24 protein-coding genes are annotated in these 25,337 nt (G+C 71.1%); 16 read left to right on the top strand and 8 right to left on the bottom strand.

Features of this window, described 5'->3' with window-relative positions; translation table 11 throughout:
- Positions 1 to 123: 123 nt before the first annotated feature.
- Positions 124 to 639, bottom strand: coding sequence for an RICIN domain-containing protein (locus AB0J90_RS25820; protein ID WP_363599980.1), 516 nt, complete (start codon positions 637 to 639; stop codon positions 124 to 126).
- 213 nt (positions 640 to 852) lie between these two features.
- Positions 853 to 1,599, bottom strand: coding sequence for a class I SAM-dependent methyltransferase (locus AB0J90_RS25815; RefSeq protein WP_363599978.1), 747 nt, complete (start codon positions 1,597 to 1,599; stop codon positions 853 to 855).
- A 291-nt stretch (positions 1,600 to 1,890) separates the two neighbouring features.
- On the opposite strand from AB0J90_RS25815, the gene AB0J90_RS25810 reads away from it, so the two are divergent.
- The 3 genes from AB0J90_RS25810 (at position 1,891) to AB0J90_RS25800 (ending at position 4,062) form a co-directional block, all read left to right on the top strand.
- Positions 1,891 to 2,568 (top strand): hypothetical protein, encoded by a 678-nt coding sequence (locus tag AB0J90_RS25810; RefSeq protein ID WP_363599976.1) that lies wholly within the window; start codon positions 1,891 to 1,893, stop codon positions 2,566 to 2,568.
- Positions 2,569 to 2,782: 214 nt separating this feature from the next.
- A complete protein-coding gene (locus AB0J90_RS25805) occupies positions 2,783 to 3,289 on the top strand; it encodes a SigE family RNA polymerase sigma factor (protein WP_363599974.1) in 507 nt (168 codons plus the stop codon).
- The gene (locus AB0J90_RS25800) at positions 3,286 to 4,062 is read left to right on the top strand and encodes a hypothetical protein (protein ID WP_363599972.1); all 777 of its coding nucleotides are present in this window, start codon (positions 3,286 to 3,288) and stop codon (positions 4,060 to 4,062) included. The genes AB0J90_RS25805 and AB0J90_RS25800 overlap by 4 nt, the downstream gene beginning before the upstream one ends.
- 23 nt (positions 4,063 to 4,085) lie before the next feature.
- Here the strand turns inward: AB0J90_RS25800 and AB0J90_RS25795 are convergent, their stop codons facing one another.
- Positions 4,086 to 5,303: a DUF2786 domain-containing protein gene (locus tag AB0J90_RS25795; protein ID WP_363599970.1), complete on the bottom strand. Its 1,218-nt coding sequence runs from the start codon at positions 5,301 to 5,303 to the stop codon at positions 4,086 to 4,088.
- Positions 5,304 to 5,540: 237 nt separating this feature from the next.
- On the opposite strand from AB0J90_RS25795, the gene AB0J90_RS25790 reads away from it, so the two are divergent.
- Positions 5,541 to 6,095 (top strand): peroxidase-related enzyme, encoded by a 555-nt coding sequence (locus AB0J90_RS25790; protein ID WP_363599968.1) that lies wholly within the window; start codon positions 5,541 to 5,543, stop codon positions 6,093 to 6,095.
- A gap of 12 nt (positions 6,096 to 6,107) precedes the next feature.
- On the opposite strand, the gene AB0J90_RS25785 is transcribed toward AB0J90_RS25790, so the two are convergent.
- On the bottom strand, positions 6,108 to 7,520 hold the full coding sequence (locus AB0J90_RS25785; RefSeq protein WP_363599966.1) for an aminopeptidase P family protein: 1,413 nt from the start codon (positions 7,518 to 7,520) through the stop codon (positions 6,108 to 6,110).
- A 14-nt stretch (positions 7,521 to 7,534) separates the two neighbouring features.
- Positions 7,535 to 8,767: a helix-turn-helix domain-containing protein gene (locus tag AB0J90_RS25780; RefSeq protein WP_326559792.1), complete on the bottom strand. Its 1,233-nt coding sequence runs from the start codon at positions 8,765 to 8,767 to the stop codon at positions 7,535 to 7,537.
- Positions 8,768 to 9,045: 278 nt separating this feature from the next.
- Between AB0J90_RS25780 and AB0J90_RS25775 the strand changes: the two genes are divergently transcribed.
- The 5 genes from AB0J90_RS25775 to AB0J90_RS25755 are packed head-to-tail and all read left to right on the top strand — an operon-like array spanning position 9,046 to position 13,886.
- Positions 9,046 to 10,230, top strand: a complete 1,185-nt coding sequence (locus tag AB0J90_RS25775) for an FAD-binding oxidoreductase (protein WP_363599964.1) — start codon at positions 9,046 to 9,048, stop codon at positions 10,228 to 10,230.
- Positions 10,217 to 10,570, top strand: a complete 354-nt coding sequence (locus AB0J90_RS25770) for a (2Fe-2S)-binding protein (RefSeq protein WP_363599962.1) — start codon at positions 10,217 to 10,219, stop codon at positions 10,568 to 10,570. Before AB0J90_RS25775 ends, AB0J90_RS25770 begins: the two co-directional genes overlap by 14 nt.
- A complete protein-coding gene (locus AB0J90_RS25765) occupies positions 10,563 to 11,987 on the top strand; it encodes an FAD/NAD(P)-binding oxidoreductase (protein WP_363599960.1) in 1,425 nt (474 codons plus the stop codon). Before AB0J90_RS25770 ends, AB0J90_RS25765 begins: the two co-directional genes overlap by 8 nt.
- Entirely contained in the window at positions 11,984 to 12,889 is a 906-nt protein-coding gene (locus AB0J90_RS25760) for a dihydrodipicolinate synthase family protein (RefSeq protein WP_363599958.1), read from the top strand. The genes AB0J90_RS25765 and AB0J90_RS25760 overlap by 4 nt, the downstream gene beginning before the upstream one ends.
- A complete protein-coding gene (locus AB0J90_RS25755; RefSeq protein WP_363599956.1) occupies positions 12,882 to 13,886 on the top strand; it encodes a proline racemase family protein in 1,005 nt (334 codons plus the stop codon). The genes AB0J90_RS25760 and AB0J90_RS25755 overlap by 8 nt, the downstream gene beginning before the upstream one ends.
- Before the next feature lie 161 nt (positions 13,887 to 14,047).
- Here the strand turns inward: AB0J90_RS25755 and AB0J90_RS25750 are convergent, their stop codons facing one another.
- Entirely contained in the window at positions 14,048 to 14,947 is a 900-nt protein-coding gene (locus AB0J90_RS25750; RefSeq protein ID WP_363599954.1) for a hypothetical protein, read from the bottom strand.
- Positions 14,948 to 15,109: 162 nt separating this feature from the next.
- On the opposite strand from AB0J90_RS25750, the gene AB0J90_RS25745 reads away from it, so the two are divergent.
- Positions 15,110 to 16,246 (top strand): histidine kinase, encoded by a 1,137-nt coding sequence (locus tag AB0J90_RS25745; RefSeq protein WP_363599952.1) that lies wholly within the window; start codon positions 15,110 to 15,112, stop codon positions 16,244 to 16,246.
- The gene (locus tag AB0J90_RS25740) at positions 16,243 to 16,893 is read left to right on the top strand and encodes a response regulator transcription factor (RefSeq protein WP_363599950.1); all 651 of its coding nucleotides are present in this window, start codon (positions 16,243 to 16,245) and stop codon (positions 16,891 to 16,893) included. Before AB0J90_RS25745 ends, AB0J90_RS25740 begins: the two co-directional genes overlap by 4 nt.
- A gap of 24 nt (positions 16,894 to 16,917) precedes the next feature.
- On the opposite strand, the gene AB0J90_RS25735 is transcribed toward AB0J90_RS25740, so the two are convergent.
- Entirely contained in the window at positions 16,918 to 17,424 is a 507-nt protein-coding gene (locus AB0J90_RS25735) for a hypothetical protein (protein WP_363599948.1), read from the bottom strand.
- A gap of 581 nt (positions 17,425 to 18,005) precedes the next feature.
- Between AB0J90_RS25735 and AB0J90_RS25730 the strand changes: the two genes are divergently transcribed.
- The 5 genes from AB0J90_RS25730 (at position 18,006) to AB0J90_RS25710 (ending at position 23,630) form a co-directional block, all read left to right on the top strand.
- Positions 18,006 to 19,973, top strand: coding sequence for a M6 family metalloprotease domain-containing protein (locus tag AB0J90_RS25730; protein ID WP_363599946.1), 1,968 nt, complete (start codon positions 18,006 to 18,008; stop codon positions 19,971 to 19,973).
- Positions 19,974 to 20,085: 112 nt separating this feature from the next.
- On the top strand, positions 20,086 to 20,547 hold the full coding sequence (locus tag AB0J90_RS25725) for a hypothetical protein (protein WP_363599944.1): 462 nt from the start codon (positions 20,086 to 20,088) through the stop codon (positions 20,545 to 20,547).
- Entirely contained in the window at positions 20,544 to 21,200 is a 657-nt protein-coding gene (locus AB0J90_RS25720; RefSeq protein ID WP_363599942.1) for a TlpA disulfide reductase family protein, read from the top strand. Before AB0J90_RS25725 ends, AB0J90_RS25720 begins: the two co-directional genes overlap by 4 nt.
- A 151-nt stretch (positions 21,201 to 21,351) precedes the next feature.
- Positions 21,352 to 22,896, top strand: a complete 1,545-nt coding sequence (locus AB0J90_RS25715) for an aldehyde dehydrogenase (NADP(+)) (protein WP_363599940.1) — start codon at positions 21,352 to 21,354, stop codon at positions 22,894 to 22,896.
- A 101-nt stretch (positions 22,897 to 22,997) separates the two neighbouring features.
- Positions 22,998 to 23,630, top strand: coding sequence for a pyridoxamine 5'-phosphate oxidase family protein (locus AB0J90_RS25710; RefSeq protein ID WP_363599938.1), 633 nt, complete (start codon positions 22,998 to 23,000; stop codon positions 23,628 to 23,630).
- 9 nt (positions 23,631 to 23,639) lie between these two features.
- On the opposite strand, the gene AB0J90_RS25705 is transcribed toward AB0J90_RS25710, so the two are convergent.
- Entirely contained in the window at positions 23,640 to 25,298 is a 1,659-nt protein-coding gene (locus AB0J90_RS25705) for a hypothetical protein (protein WP_363599936.1), read from the bottom strand.
- Positions 25,299 to 25,337 lie beyond the last annotated feature (39 nt).

The following is a 25,337-nucleotide window of genomic DNA, read 5'->3' as shown; positions in this document are numbered from 1 at the left end:
CGGGTACGGGGGCAGCCTGGTTGCCCCGTCTTGAGTGGACCTTCGGTAGGTCTTGAATGACCAGGTGGGCGGGCCCGCGCCCGGCCGGGTGGTCGCGGCCGGGCGCGGAGTCGTCGCGGGGGATCAGGCTCCGTAGAAATACCAGGACTGGGCCCCGCTGTAGTTGCAACCCCAGAGCTGCAGCCGCTGTCCGGCGGCAAAATTGCTCGACGGGACGTCGATGCAGAACTGCAGATCGCTGTGGGTGGCAAGTTGCAGGCCGCCATTCCAGCCCGACGACCAATGCCACCGCTGGGAGGCGCTGCCATTACAGGCATTTACCTCCATCAGTACGCCCCAGCCCCGTTCGCCGTCGAAGTCCAGGCACAGGTTGCGGTTGTAGCCCGGGTGGAAGTAGGCGCCGCCCTCGCGGGCGTACTCCAAGACCCAGAGTTGGGCGTCGCTCCTGTTGTCCGGCCACAACTGGACTGCCGCACTGGCCGGGCCGGATCCGGAGACGTCCAGGTACAGGTCGCTGGTCGCCGCCTCCAGCAGCCGGTAACGCTGCCAACTGGGTGGGAAGGCGGGGTCGACCGCACTGGCCGGAGCGACCCCGCCGACCAGCGCCGACAGGACGAGTAGGACGCTGGCGAGCAACATTCCCGCAACGCGCCTTCGAGTGAGCATGTACGACCTCCGGATCCGCGCCCGTACGAGCAAGGGGCGGCCGAAGGCAGGTCAATGCCGTGGTGTCAACGAAAGCCCCGCCCCGTACGTGGCTCGTTGATGACTGCAATTGACGCTACCCGATGGAGCATTCGCCGGAGTTTCCTTTCGATGCAGGCCGAAGCGCTGGACTCTGCGCCGTAACCGCTACCGCCGCATCAACGCGAACACTCCCCAACCAAGGTGTTCGCGTACGTAGCGGACGTAACGCAGCGGATCGTCGGTCAACTCCTGGCGCAGTTCCCCGGCGAGTTCGTCGTCGGGGTTCCCGTCCAGCCAGGTACGCAGGTTGAGCCAGTGTGCGGCGGCGTACCGGTCCCAACTGTCCTGGCTGGCGAGCACCATCTCGACCAGGTCCCAACCGCTGTCCCGGAACAGGCCCACCAGACTCGGCAGACTCCGGAACTCGTCCTTCGTCCGGGCGTAGCAGGCGCGGACGGTTTCCTCGTCGGGCGGGTCGATCCGCCAGTACGGCTCCCCGACGAGCAGCATTCCACCGGGCCGGAGGCTGCGTTCCAGGAGTTGCAGGGTGCCGGCGACGCCATCGCCGATCCAGGTGGCACCGATGCAGGCGGCCACGTCGACCGGTGTCGCGGCGACGTACCCCGCGGCGTCACCGTGCACGAAGTCGACCCGGTCGGCCACGCCGAGGCTGAGCGCGCGGACCCGTGCGGCCTCGGTGGAGACCGTACTGATGTCGACGCCGGTGCCGGAGATGCCGTGGTCCCGGGCCCAGGTGCAGAGCAGTTCGCCCCGGCCGCTGGCCAGGTCGAGCAGCGACATGCCGGGGCGCAGGCGTACGGCCTGCCCGAGGGTGGCCAGCTTCTCCGAGGTGAACGGGTTGAGGATGCGAAGGTCGCCCTCGCGGATGGTGAAACTACGTGGAAGATCCATTTCTGAGACTCCTGACGTCCGAGGTGTGGGTGAACTGGCGCTGAGGCTGGTCGGTCCGGATCAGCACGCTGTTCGCCGGCATCAAACGCACCCACTTCGGAGGTCGGGACAAGGGCGCCGCCAGGCTAGCCAGCCCGTCGGGCCGAGCCAACCGAATAAACCCGCGACCTTTTGAAACCGACGGACGGTGGCAGGCGTGTTTGGGGGGTGTCGGCGAGGGTGACCTGCCCACACGGTGTCCCTGTTGATAGCCCGGCAGAGAGTTGCGGGGCGGTGTGTGAGGAGTAGGCCATGCCCAAGGTGAAATGGGTTACCGGCGCGACGATGCTGGCGTGCACGGGTGCGCTGGTGGCGTGCCAGACCGGATCACCCGCAGGTTCGACCGCATCCGCCGGACCCTCGGTCTCCTCGTCCGCGACGCCGACCGTCGCGCCGACGCCGTCCTCGACGCCGTCCTCGACGCCGTCCTCGGCGCCGTCGTCCGCCGCACCGCCGCCGGCGAACACGAACGACCCCCTGCTGTCCGGCAAGCGGGAGATGACGATCGTGCGGGTGCAGGCGACCGAGGGCGGGCTGGCCCTCGACGGTCGGCTGGCCGAGGTCGACGACGACAGTGGTCGCCAGCGCTTCGTCGCCACCCCGCTCGGTGGGGACAAGTACCTGGTCAAGTCGTACACCAAGGCCAACAACCACCCGGCCGCCGACGAGCCCACCTGCTGGCAGGTCTACAACCCGAAGTCTTCGGAGCCGCTGACCGTCGAAGGCGCCGCGTGTGACCCGAACAACAATGCCCAGGGATTCACGATCACCGTCAAGGGCAAGGGCGCGTACGCGATCAGCCACGAGTCGGCCTTCCTGCAGTTCTCCCCGTCCAGGGGCCTGATCCTGGAGGAGTTGGGCGACGCGCCGCTGCTGAGCACGTTCCGGTTCGTCGACGTCGGCCCCGCCCGTACTCCGGCCGGTGGCTGAGCAGGTTCGAGCGCGCCGATGGTCGCGGGAGGCGACGGACGAACCGCCTCCCCGGCCGACGGCCGCGCTCGCCGTACCCCCGTGCCGGCCGTGTGCCGTCGGGCGCCTACCCTCTTCGGCGGGAGTCGATGTCGGGCTGGCGAATACCGAGGTCGCACGCTGGGTAAATGGGTCCCGGAGGCGGTTGTCCGGTCGGGGCGGGAGTACATGGCACATGCGTAACGCCGAGGAGTTCGACGACTTCTACGCCGCATCCTCCAGGCGCGTGCTGGGCCAGGTGTACGTGATGGTCGGCAACTACGCCGAGACCGAGGACGCCGTGGCCGAGGCCTACCTGAGGGCCTGGGACCGGTGGAGCAAGGTACGTGAGTGCGACAGCCCGGAGGCCTGGGTGCGCCGGGTCGCGTACCGGATCGCGGTCTCCGCCTGGCGCAAGGCCACGAACCGGCTGCGGGCGCATCACCGGGACGCGACCGAGGAACACGTCGACGCCATCAGCCCCGACCATGTAGCGCTGGTGCAGGCCCTGCGCAAGATCTCGAAAGACCAGCGTAGGGTCGTCGTCCTGCACCATCTTGTCGGTCTCAGCGTCGCCGAGATCGCCGTGGAGACCGGGACATCCGCCAACACGGTCAAGACCTGGCTCGCCCGGGGCCGCCGGGCCCTGGCCGAACACCTCGACAGCTCCGAGCAGTACGTCATGGATGGGGAACGGCCATGATGCCCGACGACCACCTCGACGATGCACTGCGCTCGCTCGCCGCACACGCCGCGCGTACGGGCCGGCTCCCGAACGTCGCCGCCGACGTCCGGCAACGCGGCGACAAACGCCGCAAACGCAGGTACGCCGGCACGGCGGCACTCGGCGTCGTACTGGTGGGGCTGCTCACCGCGGGTATCGCGGTGAGCCAGCCGAACGCGGGTCCGCAGCTCGGTCCACCCGCGGGCCCTCCCGCATCCGCCGGCCCCTCCACGTCGCCCACCGCGTCGCCGACGCCATCGTCCGTGCCGCCGACCACCCCGGCGGGTACGGCCGACCCCCTGCTGTCGGGTACGCGTGAGGTCACGATCGTGCGAATGCAGGCGTCCGAGGGCGCGGTGGCGCTCGACGACGGGCTGATGGAGGTCGACGACGACAGCGGTCGCCAGCGGTTCGTCCCGAAACCGCTCGGCGGGGACCTCTACCAGGTGCTGTCCTACCCCCGGGCGAACAACCACCCGGCGGCCGACGAGCCGTCCTGCTGGCAGGTCTACAACCCGAACTCCGGCCGGTCGCTGACCGTCGAGGGCGCTCTCTGCGACCCTGACAACCCGGCTCAGCGGTTCACCATCACCGCCCACGGCAAGGGCGTGTACGCGATCAGCAACCAGGGCGCGTTCCTCCAGTTCTCGCCCACCAAGGGGCTGATCCTGGAGGAGTTGGGCGACGCGCCGCTGCTGAGCACGTTCCGGTTCGTCGACGTCGGGCCCGCCCGTACCCCGGCCGGTGGCTGACCGCGTCGAAGCGCGCTGTCGGGTTACGGGGTGGGCAGGGTCGCGCGGTCGGCGGCCTCCCGGCCGGACTCCCAACCCTCCCGGCTGTCGACCCTGCTGCCGCGGGCCCGGACGGTCTGCGGGAACACCTTCCGCATGGTTTCGCGTACCTGCTCGTCGCGGGCGGCGAGCACCGGCAGCAGGTTGACCGGTTCGGCGGTGCCGATCTCGTCGGTGTCGCGGGTCGCCTCGGTCAGGGCGGCCTTGGCCGCATCGGCCAGCCGTTCACCGATCCGGATCGCGAACGCCACCAGGAACGACTGGCGGAACGCCTTGAGCCTGGCCCGGCCGGCCTTGCCACCCGGCGGCTCGGCCCGCGCCATCGACCGGTGCGCCTGCACCAGCAGCGAGGTGTAGAGCAGGTCGACCGCGTCGATGTCGGCGTCGAAGCCGAAGACCGTGCTGAAACCGAGTTCCGGCGACCAGACCGTGTGGCAGCGGTTGGCCCGCGCGACGGCGTCGAGCAGGGAGGCCTTCTCTGCCTCGTACGGGTGGTCCACGCCGATCCGGCGGGCGTACGGCACCACGGCGGTGTCACCGGCCCGAGCCAGCAGTAGCGCCTCGTCGAGACTGTGCCGGGTGATCAACTCCTGGGCCTTGGCGGTGTACGCCTCCGCCTCCGCCGGATACGTGCTCGACTCGGCCTTGGCCAGCAGTGCCCGTACCCGGTCAAGCAGGCGCTCGTCGATCCGCCCGCTGCCGCCGACGCTGCCGGACCGGCGACCGGGTTGCGGCGCGGTTCCGGGTGGCGGCACGAGCACCTCGATCGGCGGCAGCTCGGCCAGGATGGTGAGCAGGGTCAACACCGCATCGAGTACGGCCACCCGGTCCGATCGCCACCGGACGGCGACCTCGTCGAGGTACGTGGCGTCGCTGCGCCACCAGACCCGTGCCTCGAGCGCGTTCGCCTGCGCCAGCCACCGCTCGTCGACGCGCTTGCGGGAGACGTGGCGCAGGTGCGCGGCGATCGCGTCGGTCACCAGTTGGGTGTGCGTCGGCTGCCCCCGCCGGCCCACCACCCGGTGCAGCTCGACCGGCTGCCACCCCCGCCGCCACAGCCCCGCGCACGCCTCGTGCACCACGGCGACGAGCGCCGGATCGACCTCGGCCGGGGGCGTGACGGTCAGCGCGTCCAGCCCGGATTCATAGTCCACCGAGCCGACGACTACCGCCCTGATCCGCTCCCGCACCGTTGTTGTCACCTGCATAAGGCTACGGAGGTCGGCGGGGCGCACTCGCGGCGCGGCTTCGAGCATCTTCATTCGTGCGCTGGCGGCCGGTCGATTCCGGCCAGGATGCTCCGAGTGCCCGAAGTTACCGTCCGACATGCCGCCATTTCGTCGGCTTTCAGCTTTGTTGACGGGCGAACGCCCATAACCCAGCCTGGTCGGCGAGCCGAGCCGTGATCCCGGTGTGCCGGGGTCGGAAAAGGAGCGCAGATGCCGCACTTGACGTTGCACGAGCCGGGAATCCGGGGACTGTTCCGGTTCCGCCCCGAGACGGCCCTCCCGCTCAACGGCCTGGTCGAGGTGCTGCTCTGCGGACCGAGCACGCTGAGCCGGGGCGAGCGCGAGCTGATCGCGGCGTACGTGTCCGCGCTCAACGAGTGCACCTACTGCTACTCCGCGCACGCCGCGTACGCCGCCGAGCAACTCGACGAGGGCATGGAACTGGTCGAGCAGGTACGCGCCGACATCGACGGCGCACCCGTCTCGGCCAAACTGCGGGCCCTGCTGCGCATCGCCGCCGCCGTACAGAAGACCGGACGGGCGGTCACCGACGACCTGGTCAAGGCGGCCCGGGCCGAGGACGCCACCGACCAGGAGATCCACGACACGGTCCTGATCGCCGCCGCGTTCTGCATGTTCAACCGCTACGTCGACGGACTCGCCACCGCACTGCCCGAAGACCCCGACTTCTACACCAACCGGGCGAAGAAGATCGCGGCCGGCGGCTACCTGGCCGTGCTGGAGGAAGCGCGCCGGCAGGGCTGACCGGGGCCGGGGTCACCCCGCCAGGGCGGCCATCCAGGACTCCACGTCGGCGGCACTGCGCGGCAGTGCCGCCGACAGGTTCCGGCTGCCGGTCGTCGTGATCAGCAGATCCTCCTCGATCCGCATGCCCAGGCCCCGCAGCTCCAGGGGGACCAGTTCGTCGTTCGGCTGGAAGTACAAGCCCGGCTCGACGGTCAGCGTCATGCCCGCCTGCAACTCGCCGTCGGCGTACCGGCCGGGGGTGGCTCGGGCGCAGTCGTGCACGTCCAGGCCGAGCATGTGCCCGGAACCGCAGAGCGTCCACCGGCGGTAGAGCTGCCGCTGCGGGTCCAGCGCCTCGTCCAGCGAACAGCGCAGCAGGCCCAGGTCGACCAGCCCGGTGGCGAGCACCGCCATCGCCGCCCAGTGGTAGTCGCGGAACGCGGCACCGGGACGCAGGGCGTCGATGGCCGCGTCGTTCGCGGCGCGTACGAGTTCGTAGACGTCGTGCTGGACCGGGGTGAACCGGCCGCTGACCGGCAGCACCCGGGTGATGTCGGCGGTGTAGCGGGTGCCGACCTCCACCCCGGCGTCGAGCAGCAGCAACTGGCCGGGCTGCACCGGGCCGGTGTTGTCCTTCCAGTGCAGGGTGGCCGCGTGCGCACCGGCGGCGACGATCGAGTGGTACCCGACCTCCTCGCCCTCGGTCCGCGCCCGCCGCCAGAAGGTCCCCTCCAGCCACCGTTCGCCGCCGGGGCCGGTGGCCTGCGGCAACGCCCGTACGACGTCTTCGAAACCGCGGGCGGTGACGTCCACGGCGTGCTGGAGCTGGGCGACCTCCCACTCGTCCTTGATCAGTCGCAGGTCGGCCAGGGCCACCGCCAGGTCGTTGTCGCCGGCCGGATCGGTGACCGGGACCAGGGCGTCCAGATGCGGGTCGATGCCCCGCAGCAGCCGCGCCCGCCGGGTCGTACGCAGCGCGGCCGGCAGTTCGGCCAGGGGGCGGCAGCGCAGGTCCAGGGCCCGGCCCAGGGTGGCCAGGTCGGCACGGGCGCCGTTCCACACCACCCCGGTCGTCCGGTCGGCCCAGTACGCCGTGCTGCCCAACGTCGGCGGCTCGTCGGTGTACAGGGTCGCCTCACCGTCCGGGTCCAGCACCAGCGTCCCGCCCCGGTTCCCGTCCCCGGTCAACCAGGTGTAGTCGGCGCCGGGACGGAACCGGTAGAACTGGTCGTTGCTGCGTACCGGCGCGGCTCCGGCCGGCACCACCAGGTGCTCGCCCGGGAACATGCCGGCCAGCCGGGCCCGGCGTTTCGCGGCCCAGGCGGCCACCTCCGGGTGGACCTCGGCCGGCGCGTCCGGCTCGCTCCACCCGGTTCCCATGAACTCGGCCAGGGCGGCGGGAATGGCGAGATCGTGGCTGCCGGTGTCGAGCGTCTCGGACATGGGGTGGTCACTCCCTACTGTTGCGGGCGGTAGTTGCCGGTGAGCCGGCCCAGCTTCAACGCCAGGTGCAGACAGAGCCGCTCGTTGCCGTCCTTGAGGTCGGTCTCGGCGAGCTGTTCCACCCGTTGCAGCCGGTAGTAGAGCGTGGTCCGGTGCAGCCGGAGCTGTTCGGCGGTGGCGTGCGCGTTGCCGGCCAGGTCCAGGTAGGCCTCCAGCGTCTCCAGCAGGACGTGGTTGGCGTCGTCGCGCAGCAACCGTTCCAGGCCGGGATGCACCCCGGCCACGTCCAGGTGCTGGTCGTCCAGCCGGGACAGCACCCGGTAGATGCCCAGGCTCGCCCATGACACCACCCGGCCGAGCGCGGGTAGCTGGACACCGACCCGGGCCGCCTGCGCCGCCTCCTCGTACGAGCCGACGGCGTCGACCAGGCCGGCCCGGGACCCACCGATGCCGATCACCGTACGGACGACCGAGCCGAGCCCCCGGGTGGCGTGCTGTAGTGCCTCGTCCAGGTGCCGGGCCACCGCCTCCGGAGCGGGTCGACCGGCGACCCGGCCGCCGCAGAGCAGCAGCACTCCGTGGTCGTGCCGGACCAGGTGCAGCGCCTCGCGGGTGCCGAGCCAGCGGCGGGTGGTGACCAGCGCCTGTTCCAGGGCGATCCGGGCCACCTCGTCCGGCACCTGCCCGCGCGGTACGACGAGCTGCGCGACCAGCCCGGTGGCCGCGCCGTCACCGGCGATCACACCCTCTTCGAGCAGCGTACGGACCGCGTGCCGGCGGGCCTCCACACTCTCCACCAGCAGCGTCCGGGCCGCCTCGGTCTCCCGTTGCGAGGCCAGTTCGCCGAGCAGGTTCTCCCGGTACAGCGCGAGCGCCAGGTCGGCCATCACACTGTTCGCGGTCTCGATGTCGGCGTCGGTCATGCCACCGTCGTCGTCGATGAACCAGACGAAACCGAGCAGCAGGTCGTCGTGGCGGATCGGTACGCAGACCCGGGGCAGCAGGTCGAGTTCCTCGCACGCCTCGGTGCGTACCGGTTCACGGGCCTTCATGATGCCGACGTTGCGGAACCAGGCGATCACCTCGGGCGTGGTGTGCCTGCGCAGGATCGAGGCCCGCCGGACGTTGTCCAGCACCCCGGTGTGTTCGCTGTAGACGACGACGCGTTGGCGCCGGTCTTCGATGAGCGCCGGCCGACCGACGCGGGCGGCGACGGCATCGACGATGCGTTGCAGCTCAGCCTGCATGTCATCCCCTGGTCGTCCCTGGTTGCCAATGGGGCAGGTGCCCCGGGAATCCGACCGGAGCCGTTGGACCGCCAGGCCCTACCTTCGCGTTGATATTGGTCCGAGCGCAAGGGCTCGTTACCAAGTCCAGACCGAAAACGGTCCCGACTACCGGCAGAAGTCGGGGCGAACTACCGACAGAAGTCACTGCCGGGCACCCCGCTGTTTCGGCAACTGTCCGAAGACTGGCCGTAACCGTCGTCCTTACGGTTGCCCCGAAGCGCGGGGGAGGAGACGAGATGCCCGACGGGTACGACGTGGTGGTGATCGGCGCCGGCATAGTCGGTGCCGCCTGCGCGTACGCCTGCGCCCGGCGGGGCCTGTCGGTGGCGGTGCTCGAACGCGGCGGCCTGGTCAGCGGGGCCACCGGCTCGGGCGAGGGCAACCTGCTGATCTCCGACAAGTCGCCCGGCCCCGAACTGGCGTTGGCGCTGCTCAGCAACCGGCTCTGGCAGGACCTCGACGCCGAACTGTCCGACCGGTACGGCGACTTCGAACTGGAACGCAAGGGCGGCCTCATGGTCACCCGTACGGACACCGGGCTGGCGGCGCTGACCGACTTCGCGGCCGGGCAGGCGGCCGATGGTGTCACCGTCGAACCGGTCGGCGCCGACCGGCTGCGGGAGTTGGAGCCCGAGATCACCGAAGGGCTCGCCGGTGGCGTCTTCTACCCGCAGGACATGCAGCTCATGCCGGCACGGGCGGCGGTTGTGCTGCTCGCCGCGGCCCGGGACGCGGGCGCCCGCGTGCGGCTGCGTACCGAGGTCACCGCGTTGCGGCGGGACAGCACCGGCCGGGTGACCGGAGTGGTGACGGCCGCCGGTGTGGTCGGCGCCGGGCAGGTGGTCAACGCGGCCGGTGCCTGGGCCGGCCAGATCGCCGGTTTCGCCGGTGCGGCCGTGCCGGTGACCCCCAGACGCGGCTTCATCCTGGTCACCGAACCGGCCCCACCCCTGGTACGGCACAAGGTCTACGCCGCCGACTACCTCGACAACGTGGCCAGCGGTGACTCCGACCTCCAGTCGTCCGCGGTGGTCGAGGGGACCCCGAGCGGCACGATCCTGATCGGCGCCACCCGGGAACTGGTCGGCTTCGACCCGACCCCCAACCCGGAGGCGATCCGCCGGCTCGCGTACGGCGCGGTGTCGCTCTTCCCGGTGCTGGCCCGGATCCGGATCATGCGGCTCTACCACGGTTTCCGCCCGTTCTCGCCGGACCACCTGCCGGTGATCGGAGCCGATCCGCGAGCCCCCGGCCTGGTGCACGCGCACGGTCACGAGGGCGCCGGAATCGGCCTGGCCCCGGCAACCGGTGAGTTGGTCGCCCAGGTCGTCTCCGGTGAACAACCGGAGTTGGACCTCGGCCCGTTCAGCCCGACCCGGTTCGCCTCGGGCGAGGAGGTGGTCGCGGATGTCGCCGCCTGACGACCCGCCCGCCACCGGGTTCGAGATAACCGTGGACGGCGTACGGGTCCCGGTCCGTCCGGGGCAGACCGTCGCGGCGGTGCTGCTCGGCGGCGGCCGGCTGGCCACCCGACGGACCCGGATCGAAGGCCGCCCACGCGGTGTCTTCTGCGGCATCGGGACGTGCTTCGACTGCCTGGTGGTCTGCAACGGCGAGCCCGGCATCCGCTCCTGCCTGTGCCCCGTCGCCCCCGGCGACGTGATCGAGACCGGCGCCGTGATCGAAACCAGCGCCGTGATCGAGACCGGCGCCGTCATCGAAACCAGCGCCGCGATCGTGACCGGGAGCGACCATGGCTGACCCGCAGATCGTGGTCGTCGGCGCCGGACCGGCCGGGCTGGCCGCCGCGCTCGCCGCCGCCGACGGCGGTGCCGGGGTGACCGTGGTGGACCTCGGCGCCCTGCCCGGCGGCCAGTACCTGCGCCAGCCCGCCGTCGCCGGGCTGCCGCCCGCCCGGCACAGCGCCGCCGCAAACCGGCTGCTGGACCGCACCCGGAACCATCCCCGGATCACCTTCCTGACCGGACACCAGGTCTGGCAGGCCACCACCGAAGCGATCCCGCACCTCGACAACCGGGGCGGCCCCGGCTTCACCCTGCGCCTGCTCGGGCCGACCGGGCCGGTCACGCTGCACCCGTCCGCGCTGGTGCTCGCCCCGGGCGGGCACGACCGGGTGGTGCCGTTCCCCGGCTGGGACCTGCCCGGTGTGGTCACCGCCGGTGCCGCCCAGTCCCTGGCCAAGGGGCAGGGCGTGCTGGTCGGCCGGCGGGTGCTGGTCGCCGGGACCGGGCCGTTCCTGCTCACCGTCGCGGACGGGCTCGCCGCCGCCGGAGCCGAGGTCGTCGGGGTGGTCGAGGCGTCCCGTACCAGCCGCTGGGGGCGGCACCTCGGCGCCATCGCCGGCACACCCGGCAAGGTCGGCGAAGCGGTTCGCTACCTGGGCTCGCTGCGTCGACGCCGGATCCCGATCTGGTCCGGCGAGGCCGTGACCATGGTCGAACCGTACGGCGACCGGCTGCGGGCCACCCTGCGCCGGGTGGACGCCGGGTGGCGCCCCGCAGCGGTGACCCGTGCGGTCGCGGTCGACGCCGTCTGCGTCGGCCACGGCTTCACCCCGTCGGTCGAACTGGCCGTCGCGCTCGGCTGCGCCACCCACCACGACCCGGCCGACGGCAGCCTCGTCGTCAGCGTCGACGACAGCCAGGCGAGCACCGTACCGGGGGTCTTCGTCGCCGGTGAGGCGACCGGAGTGGGCGGCGCCGACCTGGCCCGGTACGAGGGCACCCTGGCCGGGTTGGCGGTGCTGCACCGGATCGGCCGGCTCGACACCACCGCGTTCGGACGCGCCGCCGGACCACTGCGCCGCCGGATCGCCCGGCAGCGCCGGTTCGCCACCGCACTGCACAAGGTCTACCCGGTGCCGGATGGCTGGACCCACTGGCTGCGGAAGGACACCGTGCTCTGCCGCTGCGAGGAGGTGACCGTCGGCCGTACCCGCTCCGACATCACCGCGTACGGCATCGACGACCTGCGGGCACTCAAGCTGGTCACCCGGATCGGGATGGGCCGCTGCCAGGGTCGGATGTGCGGGCGGGCCGCAGCCTGCCTGCTGGGCCAGGTCAGCGGGCGGCCGCAGCCGCTCGACACCTTCGCCAACCGTCACATAGCCATGCCGGTGCCACTGGGCACCGTCGCCGAGGAAGGAACAACCCCGTGACAGCTCGAAAGCCGTGGCAGGGCGTCGTGGTCGCCATACCGACGCCGTTCCGCGAGGACCTCTCCGTCGACTTCGACCGGCTGCAGGAACACGTGCGTTGGTTGGCGGACGAGGGCTGTCACGGTGTCACCCCGTGCGGCTCGCTGGGGGAGTACCAGAACCTCAGCGACGAGGAGCGGGCCGACGTGGTCCGCGCCACCGTCGAGGCGGCCCCCGCCGGGTTCGCTGTGGTCCCCGGTGTCGGCGGGTACGGCAGCCGCCAGTCCCGCCGCTGGGCCGAGCACGCCGCGTCGGTCGGCGCGCACGCCGTACTGGCGTTGCCTCCGAACACGTACGCGGCGCGGGACCCCGAGGTGGTCGCGCACTTCCGCGAGGTGGCCTCGGTCGGGCTACCGGTGGTGGCGTACAACAACCCGTTCGACACCAAGGTGGACCTCACCCCGGAGTTGCTCGCCACCATCGCCGAGACCGACGGGATCGTGGCGGTGAAGGAGTTCAGCGGCGACGTACGCCGGCTGCACCGGATCCTCGACCTCAGCCCGCACCTCGACGTGCTGGCCGGTGCCGACGACGTACTGCTGGAACTGGTGGTGTGCGGGGCGAAGGGCTGGATCGCCGGCTTCCCGAACGCGCTGCCGAGGCTGTCGGTGCAGCTCTACGAACTCGCCCGCGCGCAGAACCTGGCCGAGGCGCTGCCGCTGTACGCCGCCCTGCACCCGATCTTCGGTTGGGACAGCCGGCCGGTGTTCGTACAGGCGATCAAGCTCGGGATGGAACTCGCCGGCCGGTACGGCGGCCCCTGCCGCCCGCCGCGCGGCCCGCTCTCCACCGAAACCGAGGCGCAGGTACGCAAGGACATGGCCCGCGCCCTCGCCGTGACCCAGGTCGGTACGAATGCGTAGCCGGATGGTGCTGCACGCGGTCGACTCGCACACCGAGGGCATGCCGACCCGGGTCATCACCGGCGGGGTCGGAGTGCTGCCCGGTGCGACCATGTTCGAGCGCAAGCAGCTCTTCGAGCGAGACCGCGACGGGCTGCGCCGGCTGCTGATGCTCGAACCGCGCGGCCACTCCGCGATGTCCGGCGCGATCCTGCAACCGCCGACCCGGCCGGACGCCGACTTCGGGGTGCTCTTCATCGAGGTCTCCGGCCTGTTGCCGATGTGCGGGCACGGCACCATCGGGGTGGCGACGGTTCTGGTGGAGACCGGCATGGTGCCGGTGGTGGAACCGGTGACCACGATCCGGCTGGACACCCCGGCCGGCCTGGTCACCGTCGACGTCGAGGTACACGACGGACGGGCCGCGGCGGTGACCATCCGCAACGTACCGTCGTTCCTGCTCGCCGCCGACCAGGAGGTCACGGTGGGGGACGGGATCGGGTCGGTCCGCTACGACATGGCCTTCGGCGGCAACTTCTACGCCATCGTCGAGGCCGAGTCGCTCGGCCTGCCGGTCGAGCCGGCGACCGTGCCGGAGCTGATCCGCCGGGGCTTGAAGATCATGGCGGCGATCGACGAGCAGGCACCTCCGGTGCACCCGACCAACCCGGGCATCGACGACTGCCGGCACATCCAGATCGTCCAGCCGGGCCGCGACGGTGCCGACGCGCGCAACGCCGTGGTCATCCATCCCGGCTGGGTGGACCGTTCGCCGTGTGGCACCGGTACGTCGGCGCGGATGGCCCAGCGGCACGCCCGTGGCCTGCTCGAACTGGACACCGACTTCGTCAACGAGTCGCCGATCGGCACCCGGTTCACCGGCCGGCTGACCGGCACCACCACCGTCGGCGACCTGCCCGCCGTACTTCCCACGGTGACCGGCCGCGCCTGGATCACCGCCACCGCGCAGTACATGCTCGACCCCGAAGACCCGTTCCCCGAGGGCTTCCTGATCTGAGTACGGACGGGCCCCTGCCATCGTCACACGTTGGGCAGGGGCACCATTCAGTCACCGAGCCGGTACCAACCGAGCCGGCACGTCCGACCCGGCTACCGTCGGCACCGACGTCGCGCCGCCGGCCGGTCGCAGTGCAATTGCGGTAGGTCTTCAACGCAGGTTCAAGCGATGGTGGAGGACTCGGGAACGCCCTCGACTCGTCGGCGGCGCTGGTGCCGCTCGCGCGCGTCGGCGGCGCGGCCCCAGCGGGTCCGGCTCCACGGCTTCACCACGGACAGGATGGTGGCGGCCCACAGGGCGAGCGTGAACGCGGCCAGGCAGGCCGTCAGGGCGATCCCGGTCCCACCCGGCTCGCCGGCCGGGTCGGCCGTGCGCAGGGAGAGTTCGTCCGCCAGCGCGCTTTCGACCGTGCCGGCCACCAGCGGAATGCTGACCGAGATGGCGAACTTGACGATCACCCACCAGTACCGGACGAGGCCCCACTTCGTGCCGAGCGACACGACCAGGCCGGTGATGATCGACAGGAACATCGACGGAATCGCGACCGCCTGATCGACGACGTGCAGCAGCTCGTACGCGCCGTGTCGCATCGCGGGCGAGGCGGCGGTCGTGCCGACGATTGCCAGCACGGTCATGGTGAGGCCCACACCGAGCCATCCGACGCTGAACCCGACGTGCAGAACAAGCCAGATCTTGCGGGTCCGGGGCGACATTCGGGGGAACTGTGGCCGGCTCAGCGCCAGGATCGTCAACGACAGCGGGATGCCGAGCAGAGCGATCAGGACCGGGATGCTGAATACGAACTGTAGCGGCGCCATGGCCAGATGCAGGACGATCGTGACCCGGCGACCGCGCTCCGGTCCGCGTAACGCGGCTGACACCGACAACCCGGCAGCCAGCGAGTAGCCGACGAGGGCCGCCGTCGGGAGCACGCCTGAGCCGGAGCCGTTCAGGAGCAGCACGACGTTCAACAGGGCGAAACACGTGAAGGCCCAGTGCAATATCGTGACCGCCGCGGGGGTGGTGTCACGGCCGGTCGCGATGCGGGGACCAGAGGGCATGTCGGGATGCATGCTCGAAAACTAGGTTCGCCCGAGCTGTGCGACATCGGTCGATGTGTTCCAGAGCGGTGGTCGATAGTCGGCCGATGCGGCGACGGGCACTACTTTCGGTTGAATCCGACGGTGGAGGCGCAGTGCCGTTGACCTCCGTAGACTTCCGGCATGGGGCTCGGGCAGCGCCGCGTCGTCGACGTACTGCTCGCCGCGGTCTGCGTACTCGCCGGCGCCTGGGACGGTCTCCAGTCCGGCCTGTTCGACGGATCCCCGCTCGTCGACCAGCGGGCGCCGCTGGCGGTCGACGTGGCACTCGGGATACTCACCGGCCTCGCCGTCCTGGTCCGGCGCAGTCGCCCGGTGCTGCTGTACACGTGTGCCCTGCTGTGCTGGGGTGTCGTGGGCGCCTACCCGGCCCTGCTGGTGGCACAGTTCTCCGTCGGCGCCGATGTCCGCTCCGCCCGGCGTCGGGTCGTACTCACCGCCGCCATGCTGGCCGTCGTGGCCGTGCCGTTGTGGCGGGTGGGCGGGGGTGACGGGGCCGTACCGCTCAGCTTCGCGCTCTGCATCGTGCCGGTGCTGGTTGGTCTCTACCTGACTTCCCGTCGGGAGCTGTTGGCCAGTCTGGAGGAGCGCGCCCGGCGCAACGAACGCGAGGAGCGGCTGCGGATCGACCAGGCCCGCGCCGAGGAGCGGGCCCAGATCGCCCGGGACATGCACGATGTGGTCACCCATCGGGTGTCCCTCATGGTGCTGCACGCCACGGCCCTGGAGTCGGCGCAGGGGCGGGAGGCGATGGCGATCGCGGGCCAGATCCAGGGCATCGGTCGAACCGCGCTGGAGGAACTCCGTACGCTGGTCGGGGTGTTGCGCGACGACGCCGCCGCCCCGCTGCGACCGCAACCAGGGCTCACCGACCTCGACGAACTGGTCGCCGCTTCGGTGGCCCTCGGTCTCGCGGTCGAGTTGAGTGTCGAGGACGGGCTACGGGCGCCGGCCCTGGTGGAGCACGCGGTCTACCGGGTGGTCCAGGAGGCGCTGACGAACGTGCACAAGCACGCCGGTGAGGCCAGGACCACGGTCACCGTCGGTTCGGACGGCGACGGCCTGCTGTTGGTCGTCCGAGACGACGGCAGTGCTCCGGCGCGGGACGTGGCTATCGGTGGTGGGCACGGGCTGCTCGGAATCTCCGAACGCGTCCGGTTGATCGGTGGCACGCTCCGCACCCGGCCGCTGCCCGGAGGCGGATTCGAGGTGCTGGCCAGGATGCCGATGGCGGCGACGGCGACGGAGGTGCCGCGATGATCCGGGTGCTGATCGTGGACGACGAGTGGATGGTCCGCGCCATGCTGCGCACGATCATGTCGGCCTACGACGACATCGACGTCGTGGGTGAGGCCGGGGACGGGGACGAGGCGGTGCGGCAGTCGCACGCCCTGCGCCCCGATGTCGTGTTGATGGACATCCGGATGCCCCGCTCCGACGGCCTCACCGCCACCGCGGCACTGTCCCGGTTCGCGGTGCCGCCGAAGGTCGTCGTCCTGACCACGTTCGACCTCGACGAGTACGTCCAGACGGCGTTGCGGCACGGCGCGGTCGGGTTCCTGCTCAAGGACGCCACCGCCGACCAGATGGCCACCGCCGTGCGCAGCGCCGCTGCCGGGGACGCCATGCTGTCCCCGCAGGTCACCCGCAAGCTGCTGCACCGGTTCGCCGAGCCGGTCAGCCCACGCCGCGAGGACGCCGTCCGCCGGCTGGCGGTGCTCACGGACAAGGAGCGGGAGGTCCTGGTGGCCGTCGGCGAAGGGCTGACCAACAGCGACATCGGTCGGCGGCTGTACCTGAGCGAGGCCACCGTGAAGAGCCATGTCAGCCGGATGCTCGCCAAGCTGCAACTGACCAACCGGGTGCAGGCGGCGATCCTGGCGCACCACGCCGGCCTGGTGAACTGAGCGCCGTCCGCGCCCGGGGCCGGGTCAGAAGGTGCTGATGTCGAACCGGGTCGCCCGGGCGCTCACCGGGCCACGACCGATCTCGTTGCCGTCGATGTCGAGCGCCCGGTACGTGCCCTCGCTGGTCAGCCTGTCGCCGTCCACCCGTGCGTGGTGCAGTGCCCGAACCTCGCCGTTGTAGCGGTGTGGCAGCCCCTTCAGGTCGTCCGGCAGCACCTGCCACAGGGTGAAGGTGACCGTACGCCGTCCGGTGGCCTCCCACCGCCCAGTGGCGATGTGGATGCCCTCCGCGAACGACAGGAAGAAGCCGCCGGGCAGGAAGGTGAACAGGCCGACCTCCTCCTCGTGCGGCAAGGTGACCACACCGCGCCAGGTGCCCAGCACCGGGCTGCCGGACACCCCGTGGCCGGACGGGGCCGCCTCGGCCGCCCCGCTCGCGCCCACCGCGGCGCCGATCGCCAACGCGCCGACCCCGGCGCCCGTACCGACGGCACGCCGCAGGAACCGCCTGCGGTCAACGTGACCTTTCATGGGAAACACCTCACCGATCGCTCGTACGGATTGGACCGAGATCGACCGTACGGTGATGGTCCGTTCTCCCACATCGATCCTTGGAGTGCGAATCCCCTTGTCCTGCCCGCCCTTCGGCTGAGCCGATCGACTGAACCTCGGACCTGCGCGCTGGCGGCGTTGTTCGCCGTACCCCCGGGCGTCCCTGTGTCGTGGTCGTCGTCGCGCGATGACCTGGCCTGTCTCGGTGCCCGGCGATCGCCCATGTGACCAGGCGAATAGCGGTACGCCGATGGTCCGTTGACCAAGGCATCGACCTCCGCCGACCCGCCCCGACGCAGCGTCGAACGTAACGGCCCGGTTGCTCCTTCAGGTGTCGAAAGACGCTGGTTGACCTGCCGACATCTGCACGGTGACCGGGAAGTAGCGATGCTTCTACATTCGTTGCGCGGCGCGGACCCTTCGGGGGCGCCCGGCATCCTCGGCGCCTCCCGCGTCGAACCCCCGCGACGAAGGGCGACTACATGCACCTTCCGTTCAATAAGAGAAACGCACGGCGTTCCATCCTGGTCGCCGCGGTCACGTCCGCACTGGTCGTCTCCGTGGCAACGAGTGGCGCGTCGGCGGCTCCGGCGAATCCCGCCGGCGGTACCGGGCCGTTCCAGGTCCTCGACCCGCAGAACTGGGAATTCCCGGACACGATGACCTGGGACGACTTCAAGGCCGCCCCGGGCACCAATTGGAACGACCCGACGGTGCGCGGCTCGGTCCGTAACTTCAAGATCGCGCTGGTCACGCTCGACTACGTCGACCAGCCGTTCGTCATCACCCAGCGGGCCCGGTCGTCGGTCTTCGGCAACCCCCAGTCGACCGCGCAGAACATCCCGCGCGACCAGGTGCCGCAGTTCTACCAGGACTTCCTGAACAAGCCGAACGACCTGAACAAGGGTCACACCCTGCACGAGTACTGGATGCAGGACTCCAACGGCCGGTACGGCGTCGACCTGAACGGGTTCGGCCCGTACACGATGCCGGCGAAGTCGTACCAGTACGGCATCACCAACGACATGAACCCGGGCATGTGCCCCGGTGGTGAGACCTGCAACCGCAACATCCGTACCGACGGTCTGGGCGCCTGGCGCGCGGCCGTCGGCGACGAGGTCGCGGACTCGTTCGAGCTGGTCTTCATCCTCGGTGCCGGTCAGGACGAGTCGTCGACCTGGCAGGAATTCGGCCAGATGATGTTCCAGACCAAGGAAGACGTCCCGGACGCGTGGGGCCCGCCGGACCCGGCGATGCCGAACTACGCCAAGACCCGGTACGTCGACTGGACCTCGTGGAAGTCGGCGGCGACCATCTGGCCGAACGCCGGTGGCGGCTCCTCCACCCAGGCGGAGAGCTCCGGCATGGGCACGTACGCCCACGAGCTGAGCCACCTGCTCAGCATCGGTGACAACTACAACAACCCGTACGGCACTCCGCTGCGCCGGGCGTACACCGGTGTCTGGAGCATGATGTCGCGCGGGTCGTTCAACGGCCCGGGCGGTCCGCACACCCGTTGGCAGATCCCGCCGCTCAACGGCGGTTCGATGGGTTCCCTGCATACCCTGCGGGACAAGCTGAAGATCGGTCTCCTCGGTGAGGAGCACGCGCTGCGGCTGTCCCGTGAGGCCCTGGCCTCGTCCGGCCTCGTGGTCGCCGAGATCAAGGCGCGTGCTGTCGACGCCGGCCCGAAGGGTCTGACCGGCATCAACATCGCGCTGAACAAGGACCTTCAGCCGGCCTGCAACACCTCCACCGACCCGCTCTGCGACGGTGGCAACTTCAACAACTACACGGTCGAGGTCGTGGACCGGATGGGTGCGGACTCGTTCACCCCGGACGCCGGTGTCATGGTCAGCAAGACCAAGAACGCGGACAGCGCACCGTTCCAGTGGGTCATCGATGCCAACCCCCAGGACATCGACATGATCGACTTCTACCAGCCGAACGGCACCCCGCAGAAGATCACCATGGGTGACTACCGGCAGCTGTCGGACGCCCTGTTCCACGCGGGCACCAACTCCGGCAGCGAGTACGAGTACGTCGACGGTCCGAACCGGCTGCACTTCTACGTCCTGGACATCAAGCGCAACGCTGACGGCATCCTGTCGTACACCGTCGCGGTCCAGTCGCTGGACGGCAACGGCGGGCCCAGCGCCCACGGTGTCAACCTCGGCAAGGGCGAGGTGACCAGCGCCGGTGCGCCCACCAAGAAGGGCGTCACCTGCTCGTTCGACCTGACCAACACCGGCACGTACTCGGCCGGCGGTCAGCAGCACCCGGAGGACGTGAGCGCATACCTCAAGTCCGACGTCTACCGGCTCTCCACCGAGGTTGCCGGTAAGGGCTGGCGGTCCGAGCTGCCGAACGCACTCGCCACCGCCCAGTTCGGCAAGTCCACCACGGTCAAGGTCTCGGTTGCCGCCAACAGCGACGCCGCCGCGACCGGGTTCGTCAAGCTGACCGCCACCTCGGTCAGCGACCCGAGCAAGACCGTCACCAAGCAGTGCCGGGTCGAGAAGTCCTGACCGATCGTCAAGACTGATCACCGGAACTGACCACCGGACAGGTCGTCGGGTCGGGGTACGCCGATGCCGACCCGACGACCTGCGCCGGGCACCAACCGACCGAGGAGAGACGATGCGGCGACGGACCATCGGGTACGCCCGACCGGCGGCCCTCGCGCCGCTACTGCTCGGCGTGCTCCTGGCCGGAACCGGGCTGACCGCCTGCTCGGACGAGCCCGAGGCGGCCTCCGCCACGACCGTACGGGTGCTGGTGCGGGACATCAACATCCGTGAGGAAGGGGTGGACTGTGCCGGAACCGGGCCCTACCTCTTCATCCACAACAAGGCGTCGTACCGGGTCGTGGACGGCGACGGCGAGACCCTGAACGAGGGCAAGCTGCCGCCCGGCACCTCGGTGCGTACCTTCCAGGAGGATCTCGAAGTGGCGCGCATCCCCACCTACTGCGAGTTCGCCATCCCGGTCTCGGTGCCCAAGCGGGACCGCTACCGGCTGGTGGTCGACGATCGCGCCCCGATCGACCTCACCGCCAACAACGACGAGGGACCGGCGCTGGTCGCCGTGGTGCCGTCGTGAGGCGATTCCTCGACCGTACGGCGCCGTCCGGCCCGGCGTCGCGCCCCACCGGACCGTCGCGTACGGCGCTGCTGCCCGCGCTGCTGCTCGTGGCCGCGCTCGCGCTCGGCGCGTGCTCCGGTCCCGCCGCGGAGTCCGCCGCCGGGGAATCCTCCGCCCCGGCGGCGGCCGGCGGCGCGAACACCCTGCCCGGCCCGGTGCCTGCCGGGCTGGCACTGCGCCCGGCCCCGTCCGGCGCGCCCGCCGCACCGGCCTTCACCGGCACCCTCACCGACGGCAGCCCGTTGACCGTCGCGAATCTCTGGGCCGAGCGCCCGGTGGTGCTGGCCTTCTTCAGCTCGTGGTGCACCGCCTGCGCCGAACGACAGAGCGCACTGAGCGACCTCGCCCGCAGTTACCGCGACCGGGTGGTCTTCGTCGGCGTGGTCAGCGAGGACGAGCCCGCCGACCTGGAGCCCTACCTGCGCGAACACAAGGTCGCGTTTCCGGTGGTCTTCGACCCGGCCCAGACGATCTGGCAGTCGTACGCGGTCCGCGAGCCAGGCGCGGTGGCGGTCGTGGCCAAGGGCGGCGCGCTGCTGCGCGGCTGGCCCGGTGGTCTCGACGCGGCGGCACTCGACGCCCAACTGCGCGAGCTGGTCATCGCCGGCTGAGCTGACCAGCCGGCTGGGTTGACGAGCCGGCTGAGCTGACCAGCCGGCTGGGTTGACGAGCCGGCTGGGTTGACCAGCCGGCTGAGTTGACGAGCCGGGTGTGGTGGACGTCAGGCCGACCGGCGTGACGACGGGGTGGAGAGGGATCACGGTGCAGACGACCGGTTTCGACCAGGGCATGGACCCGCAGACCGGGACGGCGGTCGGCGCCCCGGTGGCGCACAGCTCCGCCCAGCGGGTGGAGCGGGTCGCCCGCGCGGCCGCCGCTGCGGCTCCCGTACTGGCTGCGCTGTTGCCGGCCGAGCGGGCCGGGTTGCTGCGCGCGGTCGGGGCGGCGCTCGAAGCGGGCCGCGACGAGCTGGTCGCGCTCGCCGACCGGGAAACCGGGCTCGGGCCGGTACGCCTTGGCGGCGAACTGACCCGCACCACGGTCCAGTTGGAGTTCTTCGCCGCCGCACTGGAGGAGGGATCGCTGCTGGAGGCGGTGGTCGACCCCGCCGACCCGGCGGCCCTGCCGGCACCCCGGCCGGACCTGCGCCGGATGCTGGTGCCGCTGGGACCGGTCGCGGTCTTCGCCGCCAGCAACTTCCCGTTCGCGTTCTCGGTCGCCGGTGGCGACACGGCCAGCGCGCTCGCCGCCGGCTGCCCGGTCGTGGTCAAGGCCCATCCCGGCCACCCCGGACTCTCCGTCCTCAGTGGACAGATCGTGGCCGACGCGCTGACCGCCGCCGGTGCGCCCCCGGGGTCGTTCGCCGTCGTGCACGGCACCGAGGCCGGGCGGGCACTGGTCACCCACCCGGCGATCCGGGCGGTCGGCTTCACCGGCTCGGAGGCCGGTGGCCGGGCCCTGTACGACCTGGCGAACGCCCGGCCGGACCCGATTCCCTTCTACGGCGAGCTGGGCTCGCTGAACCCGACCGTGTTCACCCCGGCCGCGACCGCCGCCCGGCCGGCGGAACTGGCCGCCGGGTTCGTGGCCTCGTTCACCATGGGCGCCGGCCAGTTCTGCACCAAGCCCGGCCTGCTGTTCCTGCCGGCGGGTCACGGGCTGGAGCCGGCGCTGCTCGACGCGCTGCGCGCCGCCACGATCGGACCACTGCTCAACTCCCGGATCCGCGACGGTTACACCGCCGTCGCCGCCACGCTCGCCGGTGTGCCCGGCGTACGGGACCTCGCCCCGGCCGACGACGCGGAGCGGGACGGCTACCGGGTGCCGGCCCGGCTGCTCGCGGTCTCCGTGAGCGACCTGCTGGCCCGCCCCGACGAACTGCTGACCGAGTGCTTCGGCCCGGCCGCACTGCTGGTCGAGTACGCCGACCACGCCGAACTCCTCGCGGCGCTGGCGGCGCTGCCCGGCAGCCTGACCGCGAGCCTGCACGCGGAACTGCCCGACGACGACGTGCTCGCCCGGCACCTGGTCGAGGTGTTCACCGCCCGCGCCGGCCGGATCATCTGGAACGGCTGGCCGACCGGGGTGGCGGTCACCTGGGCGATGCAGCACGGCGGGCCCTGGCCGGCGACCACCGCCTCGATCCACACCTCGGTGGGCCAGACCGCCGCCCGACGCTTCCTGCGCCCGGTGGCGTACCAGGGGCTGCCGCAGGAACTGTTGCCGGTGGCGCTGCGTGACGGCAATCCGCTGGGCATCGTCCGGCGCAGCGACGGCGTACTCGGTGTCGACACGACCGCCCGGTGACGTCACGCGGGCTCGCGGGACGGTAACGGCCTTGCGGGCCTGGTTAGGCTCGGTTCGGAGGGCTCGGACCCGGTAGAGCCGACGGCACGGGGAGTGGCGTGATGACGGACACGGACGATCTGGTCGAGGTGACCTCGCACGACGAGCTGCGCGAGCTGCTCGGCGCACCGCTGCAACGGGTGGCGGAGAAGGCGCGTACGTCCCTGCACGACTACGACCGGCAGTGGCTGGCCGCGTCACCGTTCTGCCTGATGTCCACCGCTGGCGGTGACGGCACCTGCGACGTCTCGCCCAAGGGCGACCCGGCCGGTTTCACCCTGGTCCTGGACGACACCACGATCGTGATCCCGGACCGGCTGGGCAACCGGCGGGCCGACGGTTTCCACAACGTGATCGACAACCCGCACGTCGGGCTGGTCTACCTGATCCCCGGCCGGGGCGACACGCTCCGGATCAACGGCCGGGCCCGGCTGGTCCGTGACGCCCCGTTCTTCCCCCGGCTCGCGGTCAAGGGGCGGGTGCCCGTACTGGCCATGGTGGTGGAGGTCGAGGAGATCTTCTACCACTGCTCGAAGGCGTTCCTCCGCTCCGACCTGTGGCGGCCGGAGAGCTGGCAGCCCGAGGTGGTGCCGTCGCGGGCGTGCATCGCCAAGGCGCTCGAATCACCCGACCAGTCTCTCGAAGAGCTGGAGCGTTACTACGGCCCGGCGTACGCCGAGCGGCTCTACGGCTGAGCCGGCGCGTCACCGGCCTGGCCGTACGGTCACGTCGGGCTGGTAGATCCGGTACTCGGCGAACTCGGTCGTCCGCGCCCCGATGCCGCGCTCCCGGAGCAGGTCGCGGAAGGCCTGGTCGGCCGGTTCGAGCCGGCCGAACACGAACGCCGGCCGGTCGGCCGCGTGCACCTGGCGCGGGTACGCGGGGTAGCGGTCCTGACCGGGCCGCAGGCTGTCCCCGAGTACGGCACAGATCACCCGTTCCCGGCTGTTGAAGATCAGCCGGTTGCAGGTCCAGTAGTCGCCGTAGACGCGGGTGATGCCGGCCCGGCGCAGTACGGTCGCCAGTTCCCGGGACCGACCCTCCTCGGCCCTGATCGTGGGCACCTCCCTGATCAGGTCGATCGTCGTGTAGAGCATCGTGGCCGCCAGCACCGCCAGCACCCCGCTCGCCAGGACCCCGGCCACCCGCGCTCGTCGTCGGCCCCGCCGCACCCAGCCGGCGGCGAGCCAGAGCGGCCAGAGCACGGCCGGCAGGGACAGTTGCAGGATCGACAGGTACCGGGCGCTGGCCAGCGGTGCGGTGGCCGCGAGCGAGCTGCGGGCGTACCCGGCCAGGGTCAGGGCGGCACCGGCGAGCAGGGCGAGCTGGGTGACGTACCGCAGCCGGCGGGCGAGCGGCGTGCGCCCGGCGGCGGAGTCGCCACGGTGACCGGCGGTCGGTTCGACCGGTGCCGGCCGGCGCAGGCAGAGTACGGCGAGCACCGCCGCGACCAGCAACAGCAGCGGGTAGAGCGCCCCCCACGCCATCTGCCATCCGGTGCAGGCGGTCGGTAGGCAGATTCCGGTGGCGAGCGGGATGCCGACCAGTACGCTGCCGTGCAACTGGTCGAGGGTCGAGGTGTCCCCGCCCTCACCGGCACTGACCTGGGACAGCACGGACAGCGAGTCCTGCCCCGGCGGGGCGTACACGTTGTCCAGGATCAGCGGCAGTACGCCGAGGACGAATCCGGCGATGAGCAGCAGTCCGGCCCAGCCGAGCAGTTCGCGGGCGTTACCGATCAGCAGCACGATCGCGGCCACCGCCAGGTACGGCAGGATCAGCCAGTCGTCCCACACACAGAGCCCGGTGACCAGGCCGAATACGCCGAAGGCGAGCCAGCGGCGGCGGACGATCCGGCGCTCGCCGAGGGCCAGCGCGATCAGCAGCAGCAGGGCGACGGCGGGTTTGACCTCCGGTCGTCCGCCGACCGCGGTGAGCTGGTCGCGGATGACCCGTTCCGAGCCGAGCGCGAACAGCCCGACGGTGAGCGTGGCGAGCCAGGGTGAGTAGAGCCGCCGGGTGAGCCGGTACATCAGGTAGACGAAGGCGGCGTAGAGGAAGATCAGCGGCAGTCGGAGCAGTACCCAGCTCGGTTCGAAGGCGGCGAACAGCGGCGCCGCGAGGTACGACTCGACGACGCCCATGTAGTGCTGCCCGTAGAGGAAGATCGGCCACTCCCGACCGGTGGCGATGTGCGCCGCGGCGAGCCCGAAGGTCGCCTCGTCGCTGTTCCCGCCCGGCACGGTCAGCAGCATCAGGACCAGCCGGTAACCGATGCCCACCAGCCCGAGTACGAGGGCCACCAGCCCCGGCGCATCGAGCCACCGGTGCCGCCGTTCGGTCTGCTCCACTGCCACTGACACGACCAACGCCCCCGTCGTCGTCCCGCAGGCAGTGTCGCA

Source organism: Micromonospora sp. NPDC049523 (genome assembly GCF_040676775.1).
GTDB lineage: Bacteria > Actinomycetota > Actinomycetes > Mycobacteriales > Micromonosporaceae > Micromonospora_G.
Note: the sequence above shows the minus strand (reverse complement) of the source record. Positions and strands in the feature narration are given on the sequence as shown.

Bases quoted from the DNA above. Each gene is read 5' to 3' on its own strand.
- AB0J90_RS25740 (WP_363599950.1), top strand. From the start codon at position 16,243: ATGATCCGGGTGCTGATCGTGGACGACGAGTGGATGGTCCGCGCCATG.
- AB0J90_RS25765 (WP_363599960.1), top strand. From the start codon at position 10,563: ATGGCTGACCCGCAGATCGTGGTCGTCGGCGCCGGACCGGCCGGGCTG.
- AB0J90_RS25755 (WP_363599956.1), top strand. From the start codon at position 12,882: ATGCGTAGCCGGATGGTGCTGCACGCGGTCGACTCGCACACCGAGGGC.
- AB0J90_RS25770 (WP_363599962.1), top strand. From the start codon at position 10,217: ATGTCGCCGCCTGACGACCCGCCCGCCACCGGGTTCGAGATAACCGTG.
- AB0J90_RS25775 (WP_363599964.1), top strand. From the start codon at position 9,046: ATGCCCGACGGGTACGACGTGGTGGTGATCGGCGCCGGCATAGTCGGT.
- AB0J90_RS25710 (WP_363599938.1), top strand. From the start codon at position 22,998: ATGACGGACACGGACGATCTGGTCGAGGTGACCTCGCACGACGAGCTG.
- AB0J90_RS25725 (WP_363599944.1), top strand. From the start codon at position 20,086: ATGCGGCGACGGACCATCGGGTACGCCCGACCGGCGGCCCTCGCGCCG.
- AB0J90_RS25805 (WP_363599974.1), top strand. From the start codon at position 2,783: ATGCGTAACGCCGAGGAGTTCGACGACTTCTACGCCGCATCCTCCAGG.
- AB0J90_RS25745 (WP_363599952.1), top strand. From the start codon at position 15,110: ATGGGGCTCGGGCAGCGCCGCGTCGTCGACGTACTGCTCGCCGCGGTC.
- AB0J90_RS25815 (WP_363599978.1), bottom strand. From the start codon at position 1,599: ATGGATCTTCCACGTAGTTTCACCATCCGCGAGGGCGACCTTCGCATC.
- AB0J90_RS25750 (WP_363599954.1), bottom strand. From the start codon at position 14,947: ATGCCCTCTGGTCCCCGCATCGCGACCGGCCGTGACACCACCCCCGCG.
- AB0J90_RS25790 (WP_363599968.1), top strand. From the start codon at position 5,541: ATGCCGCACTTGACGTTGCACGAGCCGGGAATCCGGGGACTGTTCCGG.
- AB0J90_RS25785 (WP_363599966.1), bottom strand. From the start codon at position 7,520: ATGTCCGAGACGCTCGACACCGGCAGCCACGATCTCGCCATTCCCGCC.
- AB0J90_RS25800 (WP_363599972.1), top strand. From the start codon at position 3,286: ATGATGCCCGACGACCACCTCGACGATGCACTGCGCTCGCTCGCCGCA.
- AB0J90_RS25735 (WP_363599948.1), bottom strand. From the start codon at position 17,424: ATGAAAGGTCACGTTGACCGCAGGCGGTTCCTGCGGCGTGCCGTCGGT.
- AB0J90_RS25820 (WP_363599980.1), bottom strand. From the start codon at position 639: ATGTTGCTCGCCAGCGTCCTACTCGTCCTGTCGGCGCTGGTCGGCGGG.
- AB0J90_RS25810 (WP_363599976.1), top strand. From the start codon at position 1,891: ATGCCCAAGGTGAAATGGGTTACCGGCGCGACGATGCTGGCGTGCACG.
- AB0J90_RS25780 (WP_326559792.1), bottom strand. From the start codon at position 8,767: ATGCAGGCTGAGCTGCAACGCATCGTCGATGCCGTCGCCGCCCGCGTC.